The sequence below is a fragment of the Butyricicoccus pullicaecorum genome (genome assembly GCF_002160355.1).
Classification (GTDB): Bacteria; Bacillota; Clostridia; order Oscillospirales; family Butyricicoccaceae; genus Butyricicoccus; species Butyricicoccus pullicaecorum.
Genome location: NZ_NFKK01000013.1, coordinates 22,632 through 36,616 on the forward strand (window position 1 = coordinate 22,632; position 13,985 = coordinate 36,616).

Sequence of the window (13,985 nt, forward strand, 5' to 3'; positions counted from 1 at the left end):
GGGTTTGTCTTTTTATCCGCTTATCCGCACTGTAAAATCACCCAAACGCGGTCGAACCGCCGCGCTTTCAGGTCTTCGGTGCGGATGTAGAAGTACAGCGCGCCGTCGTCACCGAAATTTAAGTCAAAATCTTCCATTTCAAACGAATCCAGCTGGAACAGCAGCCGCCAGTTCTCCACTGAGGCCGCGCCCTCGCGCTCGGCCAGATGGGTCGGAAAGTCCTCCAGTCCGCCGAGGTTGTATCCCCGGCTGACCAGCTCACACTCGAGCGTCATGTTATCCTGGATGACATCCGGCCAGCCCAGCAGCTTGCTGCACTCGCCGCTGCCGCCCATGACCTCGTGCGCCTCGGCGTAGTCCTCGAACAGCTCGTCCAGTTCCGGGTGCAGCTGGGCAAAGTCTGCCCACGATGCAAACGAGCGGTCGGCCTTGGCCTGCACGCGCAGGCGCGGCAGGCGAAATTCTTCGTCCAGCTCACGCGGGAAGGGTGCGGGCGCAAGCGGCTGACTGCCGTCGAACCAGTACACCCGTCCGCAGCCCGCGTCCGCCGGGTCGAAGCCCCAGCGCGCCGACTCCATCTCATAGAAGAAGGACAGAATGCCCGTGCGCGGGAGCAGTCCCTCGGGGTCCATCGCGGCCAGCGCGCCGCAGTCGAACTGCGCCAGAAAGGTCAGCGGTCGGGGCTTGACCGTGTCGTCGTAAAAGGTATCCGAGGTAAAGGTCGGCCAGACAAAGCCCTCGGGCACGTCCGGACAGCCGCCGAAACGGGTGCGTCCCCACACGATCGGCCCGTCCGCGCCGACATTCAGGCGGATCATGCCGCGCTGCATGGCTTCCAGTAATTTCAAAATTTTATCCATAATCGTTTCCTCTAAGCAGTGTTCAGAACTCGGTGCAGCTTGCGCTGCATTTTCCTTATCATACCGCATTCTTCCCGCCGGGGCAACCTTTTCCGCCCAGAAAGACAGCCGTGCAGGTGCTCTGCACGGCTGTTTGTCATGCGGTCAGCCCTCTTCTTCGATCTGCTGGACGATCTTACGCGCAAAACCGCCCAGCGTGCCGCGCTGGTAAGACAGCGATACCCCGGGCACTGTGCCGCCCAGTGCGGCGTCGATGAGCGCACGGGGCACGCCCAGGTCGGTCAGTTCACGCTCGAGGGCAATCACGGCGCGCAGCGCGGCTTCGGTCGCGGCGCGGTTGACCGTCGGCACCAGTGCCGCGTCGCCCAGAATGATCTGGTCGGCAAGGCCGGGCAGGCTGTTCTGCACCCGGCGCAGCAAAGCCGGGTCGTGCTCACCCAGCACGATCATGCACGGCAGGCCATGCGCCATGCCCACCGCCGAGCCCACCAGCTTGGCTTCCGACCAGACAAGGTCGGGGCGTTTTTCACGCAGCGCACGCGGGATATCGACCGCGGTCGCAAAGTTGAGTACGACTGCGCCCGGCTTGGCACAGCTCGCCACCTGCTCAAGCACCGACGGCACGGCAGAAGCCGGAACGACCACCGCGATGACCTCCCCGTCCGCTGCGCGCTCGATTTTTGTCGTCCACGGGCAGCCGTACAGCTCGCCTACCTGCCGCGTGCTGTCGGCATCCTGTCCGATCACCAAGCAGTCCCGTCCGGCCTGCCGCAGCAAGAGCTGCCCGAGCTGTCCCGGTCCAATGAGTACAAATTCCATATTGCGCTCCTTTCTCCATCTCCTCGATCATACGTTCTGTTTTGCTCGGTTCTGTCAGTGTCCCTGTCTCTATCTTACCGCGCCCGTCTCTTGCTGTAAACCGTCCGTTTGGAACACTGGAAAACAGACGCGCACCGCGTTCCGCGACATGCCGACAAATGGTCGGAATTCCGAACAAATCTGCATAGAATTTCAGAATATGGTTATATTTATGTTCATAATCTACAAAAATTCCGGTGCGGAACATTCTTTTGTTTTGTCGCTTTTTTTGATATAATTGGACTGTCAACAAACACCTTAGGAAAGATGGTGAACCATTTGGATCAGACAAAACTTGTAATTACCGGCATGGGCGCTGTGACCCCGATCGGGGTGGGCGTTCCGGCCTATTGGCAGGCGCTGACTGCGGGCACGTGCGGCATCGGCCGCATCACCCGCTTTGACGCATCCGACCTGCCCGTACAGATTGCAGCCGAGCTCAAGGACTTTGACCCGGCCGCTTACATGCCCAAGACCCTTGCGCGTACCATGGACCCGTTTATGCAGTATGCGTTCGTCGCGGCCGAAGAGGCGCTGGGCGACAGCGGTCTGGACATCGCAGCAGACCCCGACCGGGTCGGCATTGTCATGGGCACGGCCATGGACGGCGTGACCACGGTCGCAGGCACGCAGCAGGCGTATGACGCGGGCAAGCGCGTCGGCCCGCGCTTTGTGCCCATGACCATCGGCAACATTGCCGCCGCGCAGATCTCCATCGCCCACGGCATCACCGGCCCGAGCATGACGCTCAATACCGCTTGTTCGGCAGGCGGTGACGCGATTATGACCGCTGCCATGCTGCTGCGCACGGGCGAAGCCGACGCGGTGCTCGCGGTCGGCGGCGAGTCCATTCTGTGTCCGATCGTGGTCGCCGGTCTGTCCCAGGCGCACGCCCTGTCGCGCCGCAACGATGACCCCGAACAGGCCTGCCGTCCGTTCGACGCTGACCGGGACGGTTTCGTCATCGGTGAGGGCGGCGGTGCGCTGATCTTGGAGACCGAGGAGCACGCCCGCGCACGCGGCGCGCACATCTACGCCGAGCTTGCAGGCTATGCCAACACCTCGGACGCGCACCACGTCACTGCACCCCATCCCGAGGGCGCAGGCGCGGCAGCCTGCATGCGCCGTGCACTCAAACGTGCGGGTCTGACCCCGTCGGATATCGGATACATCAACGCGCACGGCACCTCGACCGGTCTGGGTGATATCGCAGAGACTCAGGCGGTCAAGGCGGTCTTTGGTGGACGGGAGTCGGCGCCGCCGGTGTCCTCCACCAAGTCCATGACCGGTCACCTCATGGGCGCAGGCGGCATCACCGAGTCGATCGCCTGCATTCTGGCCATCCGCGACGGCATCCTGCCGCCCACCCTGCACCTTGCACACCCCGACCCGGCGTGCGATCTCGACTATATCCCCAATGAGGCACGCAAAACCCGAATCACAGCTGCCATGAGCAACTCGCTCGGCTTTGGCGGTCAAAACTCCAGCCTCATTTTCACGCAATACACCCGATAAGGAGCGATTACTTTGTTTGATGGATACACCTATGACGTTTCGATGTTCCGCGATACCTTCGAGACCCAATACACCTATCTCAACGGCTTTCTGCGCAATGTCGCGCGCTTTGGCGACGCACCCGCCCTGCACGATCCCCAGTCGGGCAGACGGTGGACGTACCGACAGCTCAATGCCCAGGTCAACCGGCTGGCGCACGCCATGCGGCAGGACGGCGTGGGCAAAAATGACGTGGTCATGTTTGCGCTCTTGAACTCGCCCGAGTTCATCTTCTGCTATCTGGCCGCGCACAAGGTCGGCGCGATCGTCTGCCCGGTCAATTACCGACAGGGCGCGGGCGAAATCGCGCTGGTCATCGACGACAGCCGCCCCAAGGTATTCGTCTACGACGCACAGTTCGGCACGCTGTCGCAGGACGCGCTCGCGCTGGCTGAGCACAAGCCCGACCGGGTGCTGGTGGCTGGTGGACAGGGGGATACGTCCTTTGATGGCTATATGGACGGTCAGTCCGAGACCGACCCGCCCATCGATTTTCACCCGCATATCTACGATGAAACCACCCGTCTTTACACCTCGGGCACGACCAACCGCCCCAAGGGCGTGCCGATCAACAACATCAATGAGGTGCTGTCGGCACACGACGTCATTATGCACTTTCCGCTCACCCCGACCGACCGCACCATGAACATGACCCCGTGGTTCCACCGCGGCGGCATCCACTCAGGCGGCCCGTGCCCGACACTCTACGTCGGCGGTGAGGTGGTCATCCTGCGCGATTTCCACCCGCGCACCTGTCTGGAATACGCCGAGCGCTATGGGGTCACCTTCCTCATCGGCGTGCCGACCATCCTGGCCATGCTCGCCCGCGCCCAGGAGCGCACCCCGGTCGACCTGTCCGCCCTGCGCGGCATCGTCACCATGGGCGCACCCTTCGAGAAGGCCGCGTGCGAAAAGTATATGAAGCTGCTGACCCCCAATATCTTCAACGGCTACGGCACGACCGAGACCTTCTGGAACACCTTCCTTCGTCCCTACGACCTGCCCGAAATGTCCGGTTCTGCCGGACGTGCGTGCACCGATGACGACGTGCGCGTGGTCGCCGTGCACCCGGACGGCTCGCACGCCGAGCCCGAGGAAGTCGTGCCGCACGACAGTGAGACCCCGGGCGAAATCATCATCCGCTCACCTGCCAAGTCAGCGTTCTGCTACTACAACAACCCGGAAATGACCGCGCAGAAGTTCTACAAGGGCTGGCTGTACACCGGCGATATGGGCACGTGGGACAAGAACGAATTTGTCACCATCTGCGGCCGAAAAGATGATATGATTGTATCAGCCGGTGAGAACATTTATCCGACCCAGATCGAAGCGGTGCTCAATGAGCATCCCAAGGTTGCCGAGAGCGCGGTGATCGGCATTCCCGACCGCCTGCGCGGCGAGGTCGTCGCGGCCTATATCGTCCCGTCCGACGACAGCCTGACCGTCGAGGAGATCAAGGCGTACTGTGTCCAGTCGCCCATGCTGTCCTCGTACAAGTGGCCGCGGTCGTATACGTTAGTCAGGGAGCTGCCGCACACGGCAACCGGTAAACTCATGCACTACAAACTGCGTCAGCAGGTATTAGAGAAAGAATAAATATTTTGCGCCCGCCGCACCCCGGCGGGCTGCATGATTTGGAAATTAGGAGGAAAAAACATCATGGAACGAGTCGTCATTACAGGTATGGGCGCGGTGACCCCGATCGGCAACGATGTCCCGACCTTCTGGCAGTCGCTCAAGGACGGCAAATGCGGCATCGGCCCGATCACCCGCTTTGACGTGTCCGATTACAAGGTCAAGCTGGCCGCCGAGGTCAAGGACTTCGACATCTCCCAGTACGTCGAGGGCAGAGAGGCCAAGCGCATGGACAAGAGCTCGCACTTTGCCATCGCTGCTGCCCAGCAGGCCGTCGATCAGGCCGGTCTGACCCCGGGTACCTTCAACCCTTATCGCACCGGTGTCATCTACGGTTCGGGCATCGGCGGTCTGTACATTACCGAGACCGAGGTCGAAAAGCTCATCAACAAGGGCCCCGGCCGCGTCTCGCCCTTCGCCATCCCCGAACTCATCCCCAACATCGTCGCCGCGCACCTGTCCATGCGCTTCGGTTTCAAGGGCGAAAACTACTGCCCGGTTTCGGCCTGCGCGACCGCAAACCACGCCATCGGCGAGGCTATGCGTGCCATTCGCCACGGCTATCAGGATATCGTATTGTGCGGCGGTACGGAAAACGGTATCATCCCGTTCTCGCTCGCTGGCTTCCAGAACATGAAGGCGCTGCACACGGGCGACGATCCCACCGCAGCGTCCATTCCCTTTGACGCGCGCCGCTCGGGCTTTGTCATGGGCGAGGGCGCGGGCGCACTGGTGCTCGAAAGCCTGTCGCATGCTCAGGCACGCGGTGCGACCATCTATGCCGAGGTCGCAGGCTATGGCGCGTCGGGCGACGCCTACCACATCACCAGCCCCTCGCCCGAGGGCGACGCAGCAGCGGCTGCCATTCTGGGCGCGATTGAGGACGCTGGTCTGACACCGGAGGATGTTGACTACATCAACGCACATGGTACTTCTACACCGCTGAATGAAAAGTACGAGACCATCGCCATCAAGAAGGCGCTGGGCGAGGCGGCAAAGAGCGTGCATGTGTCCTCGACCAAGTCCATGACCGGTCACCTGCTGGGCGGTGCGGCTGCCGTTGAGGCCATCGCCTGCGCCATGGCGACCCGCGAGGATATCATCCCGCCGACCATCGGCTACAAGGAGCCCGACCCCGACTGCGATCTGGATATCACCCCCAACGTCGCAGTACACGCACCCGTGCGCGTCGCGATTTCCAATTCGCTCGGTTTTGGCGGTCACAATGCCTGCATTGTCATCAAGAAATTTGCGTAAATTCCCCTTTCGCACCGTCTGACAGGTTCAGGCGGTGCGTTTTTTTACCGCTTGACGGCGCGCATGCTTTCCCGTAAGATAAAGGGCAGGAATACCGGACACGGAGGCGGCCATGGAACTCAAACAACTGCAATATTTTGTCACAAGCGTCGATTTGGGCAGCTTCAAAAAGGCCGCTGACGCACTCTACACCACCCAGCCACACGTCAGCAAGACCATCAAGGCGCTGGAAGATGAGCTGGGTCTGACCCTGTTCGACCGTCACCCGGTCGGCGTCACCATCACCGAAGCCGGAAAGCAGGTCTACACCCATGCAAGCGACATTCTGCGCCGCTGCGGACAGATTGCACAGGTCGAAGCCGATGGCGGGTGCGAACCGCTGCACGTTGCCGCCACCCCAAGCGGTTTTCTGGCCGACCTGACCGCAAAGTTCTGCCGCGACCGGCAGGCACTCGATCTGCGCTACCACGAGGGCAGTATGGAGGATATCCTGCAAAAATTGCACCGGCACGAAGCTAATCTGGGCCTGGTCGCCCTGACCCGCCGCAAACTCGCCGGGTTTGGACAGATCATCGATAAAAAACGGCTGACGCTCGAGGTGCTGTGCGAGGATAGCCCCTGCCTGTTCGTCGGCGCAGACCATCCGCTCCGGCAGACCGGTTCGGTCGACGCGGCAGCCCTGCGCACCCTGTCTTTCATCCAGCCGCCCGACGGTCTGTTTGCCCTCCAGCCGTCCGCGCTCATCGGTCAGGACGCAGACAGCCCCGGACGCATCCAGACCAATAGCCCGCTTCTCTCGCGGCGATTGACCGAAACTGGCGCGGCGTGTATGATCGGTTGCCGGTGGATGTTCCCGGAGGATTGTACGCTGCATCCGGTGACGATTGCAAGGTGCGAGGAGCGTATTTGTTTGGGACTCGTCAAGCGCGGACGCGGGGAATTGTCGAACGCGGAACGGGAATTTGTCGCGTTCCTACGGCAGCAGTTGCCTTAATGAAGTTTTCGCTCAAGCCTTTTTCAAAAGGCTTGCGGAGTCTTGAGGCAGAGCCTCAAGTCGCGTCCCGCAGGACGCGAAATTCCCCTTTTGATTTTCGCCTTGCGAAAATCAACTAACAAAGAACAAAAAAGCGCGACCCGCAGGTCGCGCAATCTCTAAAAAGACCAACCATTCGGTTGGTCTTTTCTATTTTGTTTGTTTTGGTTGATTCCCGGGTCGGACACCGGGAATCAAAGAGAGAGTTCCGCCCGTTGCGACGGGCGTCTCAGGGCTCTGCCCTGAGAACCCGCAAACCTTTGAAAAGGCTTGATCCAAACTTCATTTCGCCTGCGGGCGGGAATTGGTGCGGTGCTAATTTACGCTTGTGAGCGTGACCTGTTTACTCGTCTCATCATACCCAACTGTACCGCCGACCAATGCCGTCAAATCACGCAGATTTACGTAATTTGCGCCGTCAATGGTATACGCCGAGACAGTCGCCGTCTGGCCGTCCACCAACAGACCCTTGCTGCCTGCTCTGGCCTGCATCGCGGTCACGTCTGGCGTGCCTTTGAGTTCCGTTCCGATGGGTTCATACGTCTGACCACGGGTCAGGGTGACGGTGTCGGTCGCCTCGTCATATCCGACTGCGAAGGCCGAGCCGGTCGCACGCAGTGCGGCGGCGCAGTCGCGCAGGCTGACATAATTGGCACCGTCGATCAGGTAAGCGGTCAGCGGTGCAGCTGTGCCGTCCACGGCAAAGGTGCAGTCGCTGGGAATCGCGGTCTTGGCCGGATCGGGCAGACCGGGCAGGGCGCTGAGATAATCGAAGCGATAGCCCTGATTCTCCCAGCCGGTCAGCAGTTCGTCTAAGATGGCTGCGTTGGTCGACGACACTGCGTGCAGCAGCACGATTGCACCCGGATGCACGCGGCTGTTGAGCGTCTTTAATGCACTCTCGCGGCTGGGCTGCTTGTTCTGGTCCCAGTCGGCATAGGCTACGCTCCAAAGCGTCGTGTGATAGCCCAAATTCTGCGCCCACTGCAAATTGTCATGCGTGTACGACCCTTCGGGCGGGCGATAAAACGGGTCGAGCTTGCGCCCGGTCACTTGCTCGTACTGCTTGGACAGGCTGGTCAGTTCCTGCTCGAATTTGGTCTTGGATACCTTGGACATGTTGGGGTGATTGCTCGTGTGATTGCCCACAATATGCCCCTCGTCGCCCATGCGCTTGGACAGCTCAGGCGCTGTGTCCAGATAGTCACCGACCATGAAAAATGCCGCCGGTGCATGGTGCTTTTTGAGCACGTCTAAGATCTTGGACGTGTTGCCGTTCTCGTAACCGCAGTCGAAAGTCAGATAAATAACCTTGCTGTCCGTGTCACCCATGTAGTACGACCCGTATTTCGCCAGCGTCTGCACGCTATCCTCGCCGTTCGGCGGCTTTCCAGTGCCGTTTCCGTACCATAAGCCCCAGTTGATCGCCCCGGCTGCACTGCTCAGCAGCACGCCTGCACAGAGCGCACACAGTCCCCGTTTGATGCGATGATTCATCCCGATTTCCCGTCCTTTCCGACCGTCTGACCCGGCAGTTTGTATGGGTTTAGTATAACAGATGTTGGACTCTGCCTCAAGCTACAAGGCGGCTACAGCCACTTTGTCCCGCATCGGGGACAAGGTGAGAAACAACCACCGCAGCCAAAATTGAAGCTTTCGCTCAAGCCTTTCTCGAAAGGCTTGCGGAGTCTTGAGGCAGAGCCTCAAGTCGCGGCTCGCAAGCCGCGAAACTCCCCTTTGAAACCCGGTGTCCGCCCCGGGTTTCAACTAAAACTTACAAAAAGGAAAGACCGTCTTTCGGACGGTCTTTCCCATGAGCGGCCATTGGCCGCAGAGTATTTCGCTCGCTGCGGCGAGCGATTATTTTTTTATTTTAGTTGATTCCGGTCAAAAGACCGGAATCAAAAGGGGATTCCGTGTCCTGCGGGACACGGCTCAGGGCTCTGCCCTGAGAACCCGCAAACCTTTGAAAAGGTTTGATCCAAACTTCATTTCGCCTGTGGGCGGGATGGAGTCCCTCACTTTGTCCCCGGTGCGGGACAAAGTCATCCATCTTCCGCAAGCGCATTCAAAAAGATTTTACAATACAACAGTTGACAAATACAAGTATTGCGGTATGATAAGAAAAAACTCAATTTCCATGGGAGGATATCGTCCATGTATGAATCGCTCTTTCAGCCGCTGATCGTGCGCGGCTTGACGCTTAAAAACCGTATCGTCTTTGCGCCCACCTCGATGGGTTTAAAATCCGGGGACTTTCTGGCGCACATTGACCGCATCGCCCGCGGCGGTGCCGGTCTGATCGTCATAGGCGACGTGCCCGTGCTGCCGTCGCCCATGTTCTCGCTCTACACGCCCGAAGGGCTGGACTTCTACCGCCAGATCACCCAGACCGCACATGCAGGCGGTGCGAAGATTTCCGCCCAGCTGCACATGAGCGACAGCGACGTGCAAGGCTTGCAGCGCTATCTGCCCGACCTGCGCGCCGGACGCATCACGCCCGACGATCTGCGCCGCAAGCTCAACGACCTGACCGGCGACTTCATCACCGGCCTGCCGGTCGAGCGCATTCAGACCATCATCGACGGCTTTGGACAGGCCGCCATTCTGGCGCGTGACGCGGGATTCGACATGATCCAGATCCACGGCGACCGCATGTGCGGCAGTTTCAGCTCGAGTATTTACAACCACCGCACCGACGCATACGGCGGCAGTCCGCAGAACCGCGCGCGCTTTGCCGTGTCCTGCGTGCAGGCCGTGCGCCGCGCCGTACCTAACATGCCCATCGAGTACAAACTTGCCGTGCGGCAGGAAAACCCGCACTACGGCAACGCGGGTATTTTGACCGGCGAACTGCCGGTCTTTGTGCCGCTGCTGGACGAGGCCGGGGTAGACTGCTACGAAGTTGCGCTGGCCAATCACGGCGCACTGACCGACACCATCCCGCCGCACAATCACCCCTATTTCAGTGAGCCCGGCTGCTTTTTGAAGTTCTGCGACCTCGTCCGTCCGCTGACCGATCGCCCGCTGTGCGGTGTCGGCGGTCTGGGTGACCCGGACTTTGCCGCCGCTCAGGTAGACAGCGGCCGCGTCGACTATATCGCTCTCAGCCGTCCGCTCATCGCCGACCCCGATTGGCCGCGTCTGGTGCAGAATGGACAGACCGACCAGATTTTCCGCTGTGTCCGCTGCAATCGCGCATGCCTTGGCGGTATGCAGCAGCATCAGGGCACACACTGTGTGTTTGATGAAAAGCGCCGCGCAGCGCGTGGGGAATAACTTCGTCCCCGGTGCGGGACAAGGTGAGAAAAACCACCGCAGCCAAAATTGAAGCTTTCGCTCAAGCCTTTCTCGAAAGGCTTGCGGAGTCTTGAGGCAGCGCCTCAAGTCGCGGCTCGCAAGCCGCGAAACTCCCCATTGAAACCCGGTGTCCGCCCCGGGTTTCAATCAAAACATACAAAAAGGGAAAGACCGTCCCGTCGGACGGTCTTTCCAGAGATTGCGCGACCTGCGGGTCGCGCTTTTGCTTTTATTTTGGTTGATTCCGGTCAAAAGACCGGAATCAAAAGGGGATTCCGTGTCCTGCGGGACACGGCTCAGGGCTCTGCCCTGAGAACCCGCAGCCTTTCGAGAAAGGCTGGCGAAAGCTTTATTTCGCCTAGCACTCATTTTATCCGCGCACAGCGCGGGAATAAGGATAGTGACCTACGGGCCGGGCGGGATTGGTACGGTGCTTTTTTCTCACACATACAGGAAAACCATACCGATAATTGCCATACAGATACACATAGGCATGGAATAAAACATCGATTTGAGCGGATCGACCTTCTTACCAAACTGCGAAGCGACGATACCGACGACAACGAAGGTCGTCAGATCCGCCGGGGGCAAACCCTGACCAGCCGAGGCCAGATGTGCACCGGCGACAGCGGCATGGGTGGCATCGACGCCGAAAGCGACGAGGGCGGGGCCGAAGAACGAAAAGACGACGTTCTGACTGGTGGACTGCGAACCGGTGAGCATGCCAATGAGAATCATAGCGACTGCGCCGCCGATCTTGAGGACGTTACTGTCCAGACTCTGCGCAAACTCGGACACGGCATCCACCGAACCGGCGACGTAAAAGCTGCCCAGCATGAACGCGCAGCAGATTTGCAGCACGACGGTCATTTTGACCTTGGAAAAGCTCTCGCGGACGATGTTTCCGGCGTTCTTATGGACGGCCGGGAAGAAGAACGAGACGCCAATCGCGCACAGGATGGACAGCACGATACCGTTGGTCAGGCCGTTTAATACGGTCGTACCGGCCAGCAGGTCATACAAGCTGGTCGTCACGCCGTCGGCGCTGGTATAACTCAGATTCTTGAGCAGGGTGGGGCCGAGGTCGAACGACAGGTATGGGATGGGCACGGTGCGCAGCAGGACGACTGCAATCAGGAACATCAGCGGAATGAGCGACTTCCAGTTGTGGCGCAGAATCTGGCCTGCGGCCTGGTCGGTGAACTTGAGCACGACCGTGTCGTTTGCACCCGGCACGTTATCCTTGTGGATGAGGAAGAACGCGCAGTAAATAGCAACCACGACGAAGATGATAGACACGGTCACATAGCCGATGTTGATGACCGGGTCGGGCTCGGTGCCAACCAGAGACGACGCCAGCGCAAGCGCCTGGGTCATCGGGGGCATGATCGAGCCGACACACGCGCCCATAACGATAATGGCGCTGATTTTCTCGTAAGACAGGTTCATGGAAACCAGAATGCCGATGGTCAGCATACCGATGACCGTGGAAGCCGCAATCGCGTCGCCCAGCAGCGAACCGGCAATGGTGAGCGCAAGCAGAATGCTCACAATCAGGATGCGCGGATGCCTGCCGAATTTGGCGGTCATCGCGCCGATGATGGTGTCAATCGTACCGAGGCGCATGGAGATTTCCGCGAACAGGCTGCCCGAAATAGACAGCGCAATAATCCACGCCAGACGGTTCAGACCATCAAACCAGGCGGCAATCCAGGTCTCGGGGCTGTAAATACCCGCGAGCAGCAGGGTGAGCGCACCGGTGATGACCAGCGCCGCATTGATCTTTCCGCCGATGAGCGGAATCTTCTTGCACAGCACGAGGATGAGCAGGACGGCCATGGGGACAGCGACTTTGAGCATGCTTAATTTCCCTCCCGAATCACAGTGTACAGACCGGGCGCAGTCTGTACCCCCGGTTGCCTGACTTGCACAAGCCATACAAAGAAAGGCGTCTGTAATCGCAGACGCCTTGTAGCTTTTGCATAAGTTTAGTATATCTGTTCGGGGGGTATTTCGTCAAGACCCCAATCAGACTTCGACCGCATCAAGCCTTTAAAAATCGGTTGGGATCAAAGTCGGACAGATCATAGGACGGCTTGCCGTCCACGATCCATTCGGCAATCAGCTTGCCGGTGATCGGAGACAGCGCGATGCCGTCGCCCTCATGTCCGGCTGCCATGTAGAACCCGGGCAGCGCGTGCACCGGTCCGAGCAGCGGCAGGCCGTCCGGGGTGTAGGGTCGCAGACCGGAGAAGCAGCGAATGATGCTGACATCCCGCAGCGCCGGGAAAAAGCGCAGCGCACGGCGCAGCATGACCTCGATGGCCTCAAAGGTGTTGTCGGTATCATATCCGGCGAACTCGCGTGTGCCGCCGATGATCAGACCGCCGTCCTCGGTCTGCTCGATGGACAGCGACGCGCCCAGACGGATGGCCGTCGGGTCGGTGACCGCCTCGGGCTTGAACTTGACCACGTTGTAGCGCGCACACTGCACGGTCGCGGTCATAAACGGGCCGATGGGCTCGGTCACGATGAGCTGTCCCTTACGCGGGGTGATGGGCAAGTCCAGACCGGCAAGCGCGGCGATCTTTCCCGCCCACGCGCCGCCTGCATTGACCACCACGTCGGCTGCAAAATCGCCCTTGTCGGTGTGCACGCCGGTGACCCGTCCGTTTTCGATCGCAAACCCGGTCACGGTGGTCTCGGTCAAAAACTGCGCACCCAGACGACGCGCCGCGTTTGCATATCCCATGGTCAGCCGGAGCGGATTGACCTTGCCGCCCGTGGGCGAATACAGGGCACCGTAAATGTCACGGCTGAGCTGGGGCTCGAGCGCGCACGCCTCGTCGGCCGAGATCATGCGGATGTCCACACCGCTCTCGCGCTGCTTTTCCACGATCTCGGACAGGATGTCCCACTGCATTTTATCCTCGACCGGCTGCAAACCGCCGCAGCGCAGACCGTACTCAATATCCTGCCCGAGCTGCTCGCCCAGCGTCTCAAACATGGCGATCGACTGAACGGCAAGGTCCATCTGCGGACCGGGTTTTTTGGTGTGGTAGCCGACCACGCCGTCGGTCGCACCGGCTGCACCGCTTGCCACGTCGCGCCGCTCGATGACCAGCACGCGCTTGTTTTTCTTTGCCAGCTGCCAGGCCACCGAACAGCCCATGATGCCGCCGCCGACTACGATCACATCATAGCTCTCACGCATCGTCATCCCCTCCAAACGTGCCGATCTTGACCGGTCTGACCGGCATGCGGCTATGCTGCGGGGTGACCTCTGCCGCGCTGCGGCCGCTCTCGCGGGCTACAATGCGTTCTACCAGCCTTCCGCATGTCTTTCCCTGGCAGAGGCCCATACAGGCCCTTGTGCGGCGTTTGACGCCGTCTACGGTGGTTGCGCCTTCGTGTACTGCATCTATGATTTCCTGCTCGGTCACTTCCTGGCACCGGCAGATGATAATGTCTTCCATCGTTTCGCCTCC

Annotated in this window: 12 protein-coding genes; 6 read left to right on the forward strand and 6 right to left on the reverse strand. The window is 60.0% G+C overall.

Annotation, left to right across the window (positions count from 1 at the left end; genetic code table 11):
• Positions 1 to 20: 20 nt before the first annotated feature.
• Positions 21 to 860, reverse strand: coding sequence for a YwqG family protein (locus tag B5F17_RS10535; protein WP_087373663.1), 840 nt, complete (start codon positions 858 to 860; stop codon positions 21 to 23).
• A 144-nt stretch (positions 861 to 1,004) separates the two neighbouring features.
• Complete coding sequence (locus B5F17_RS10540; RefSeq protein ID WP_087373665.1) at positions 1,005 to 1,679, reverse strand: hypothetical protein; 675 nt, start codon at positions 1,677 to 1,679, stop codon at positions 1,005 to 1,007.
• 309 nt (positions 1,680 to 1,988) lie between these two features.
• Here B5F17_RS10540 and fabF (B5F17_RS10545) point away from each other — a divergent pair, with 309 nt between their 5' ends.
• The 4 genes from fabF (B5F17_RS10545) (at position 1,989) to B5F17_RS10560 (ending at position 7,158) form a co-directional block, all read left to right on the forward strand.
• Positions 1,989 to 3,233, forward strand: coding sequence for a beta-ketoacyl-ACP synthase II (fabF, locus tag B5F17_RS10545; protein WP_087373732.1), 1,245 nt, complete (start codon positions 1,989 to 1,991; stop codon positions 3,231 to 3,233).
• A 12-nt stretch (positions 3,234 to 3,245) separates the two neighbouring features.
• The gene (locus tag B5F17_RS10550; protein ID WP_206396729.1) at positions 3,246 to 4,868 is read left to right on the forward strand and encodes a class I adenylate-forming enzyme family protein; all 1,623 of its coding nucleotides are present in this window, start codon (positions 3,246 to 3,248) and stop codon (positions 4,866 to 4,868) included.
• Positions 4,869 to 4,931: 63 nt separating this feature from the next.
• Positions 4,932 to 6,164, forward strand: coding sequence for a beta-ketoacyl-ACP synthase II (gene fabF, locus B5F17_RS10555; protein ID WP_016149242.1), 1,233 nt, complete (start codon positions 4,932 to 4,934; stop codon positions 6,162 to 6,164).
• A gap of 112 nt (positions 6,165 to 6,276) precedes the next feature.
• Complete coding sequence (locus B5F17_RS10560) at positions 6,277 to 7,158, forward strand: LysR family transcriptional regulator (RefSeq protein WP_087373667.1); 882 nt, start codon at positions 6,277 to 6,279, stop codon at positions 7,156 to 7,158.
• 354 nt (positions 7,159 to 7,512) lie between these two features.
• Here the strand turns inward: B5F17_RS10560 and B5F17_RS10565 are convergent, their stop codons facing one another.
• Complete coding sequence (locus tag B5F17_RS10565; protein WP_087373669.1) at positions 7,513 to 8,694, reverse strand: polysaccharide deacetylase family protein; 1,182 nt, start codon at positions 8,692 to 8,694, stop codon at positions 7,513 to 7,515.
• A gap of 316 nt (positions 8,695 to 9,010) precedes the next feature.
• Here B5F17_RS10565 and B5F17_RS14875 point away from each other — a divergent pair, with 316 nt between their 5' ends.
• Together B5F17_RS14875 and bilR are read left to right on the forward strand one after the other, a co-directional pair.
• The gene (locus tag B5F17_RS14875) at positions 9,011 to 9,382 is read left to right on the forward strand and encodes a hypothetical protein (RefSeq protein ID WP_162608153.1); all 372 of its coding nucleotides are present in this window, start codon (positions 9,011 to 9,013) and stop codon (positions 9,380 to 9,382) included.
• Positions 9,355 to 10,476: a bilirubin reductase gene (gene bilR, locus B5F17_RS10570; RefSeq protein ID WP_087373671.1), complete on the forward strand. Its 1,122-nt coding sequence runs from the start codon at positions 9,355 to 9,357 to the stop codon at positions 10,474 to 10,476. The genes B5F17_RS14875 and bilR overlap by 28 nt, the downstream gene beginning before the upstream one ends.
• Positions 10,477 to 10,938: 462 nt before the next feature.
• Here bilR and B5F17_RS10575 read toward each other — a convergent pair whose 3' ends face one another.
• From B5F17_RS10575 to B5F17_RS15090, 3 genes are all read right to left on the reverse strand, one after another.
• A complete protein-coding gene (locus tag B5F17_RS10575) occupies positions 10,939 to 12,357 on the reverse strand; it encodes a TRAP transporter large permease subunit (protein ID WP_087373673.1) in 1,419 nt (472 codons plus the stop codon).
• Between the two features lie 184 nt (positions 12,358 to 12,541).
• Positions 12,542 to 13,711 (reverse strand): NAD(P)/FAD-dependent oxidoreductase, encoded by a 1,170-nt coding sequence (locus B5F17_RS10580; RefSeq protein ID WP_087373675.1) that lies wholly within the window; start codon positions 13,709 to 13,711, stop codon positions 12,542 to 12,544.
• Positions 13,704 to 13,973 (reverse strand): (2Fe-2S)-binding protein, encoded by a 270-nt coding sequence (locus B5F17_RS15090; RefSeq protein ID WP_242968739.1) that lies wholly within the window; start codon positions 13,971 to 13,973, stop codon positions 13,704 to 13,706. Before B5F17_RS15090 ends, B5F17_RS10580 begins: the two co-directional genes overlap by 8 nt.
• Positions 13,974 to 13,985 lie beyond the last annotated feature (12 nt).

What these genes read in the sequence shown, in the direction of transcription:
- B5F17_RS10560 (WP_087373667.1), top strand. Translation starts at nt 6,277, where the DNA reads ATGGAACTCAAACAACTGCAATATTTTGTCACAAGCGTCGATTTGGGC.
- B5F17_RS10575 (WP_087373673.1), bottom strand. Translation starts at nt 12,357, where the DNA reads ATGCTCAAAGTCGCTGTCCCCATGGCCGTCCTGCTCATCCTCGTGCTG.
- B5F17_RS10540 (WP_087373665.1), bottom strand. Translation starts at nt 1,679, where the DNA reads ATGGAATTTGTACTCATTGGACCGGGACAGCTCGGGCAGCTCTTGCTG.
- fabF (WP_016149242.1), top strand. Translation starts at nt 4,932, where the DNA reads ATGGAACGAGTCGTCATTACAGGTATGGGCGCGGTGACCCCGATCGGC.
- B5F17_RS14875 (WP_162608153.1), top strand. Translation starts at nt 9,011, where the DNA reads ATGAGCGGCCATTGGCCGCAGAGTATTTCGCTCGCTGCGGCGAGCGAT.
- bilR (WP_087373671.1), top strand. Translation starts at nt 9,355, where the DNA reads ATGTATGAATCGCTCTTTCAGCCGCTGATCGTGCGCGGCTTGACGCTT.
- B5F17_RS15090 (WP_242968739.1), bottom strand. Translation starts at nt 13,973, where the DNA reads ATGGAAGACATTATCATCTGCCGGTGCCAGGAAGTGACCGAGCAGGAA.
- B5F17_RS10535 (WP_087373663.1), bottom strand. Translation starts at nt 860, where the DNA reads ATGGATAAAATTTTGAAATTACTGGAAGCCATGCAGCGCGGCATGATC.
- B5F17_RS10580 (WP_087373675.1), bottom strand. Translation starts at nt 13,711, where the DNA reads ATGCGTGAGAGCTATGATGTGATCGTAGTCGGCGGCGGCATCATGGGC.
- B5F17_RS10565 (WP_087373669.1), bottom strand. Translation starts at nt 8,694, where the DNA reads ATGAATCATCGCATCAAACGGGGACTGTGTGCGCTCTGTGCAGGCGTG.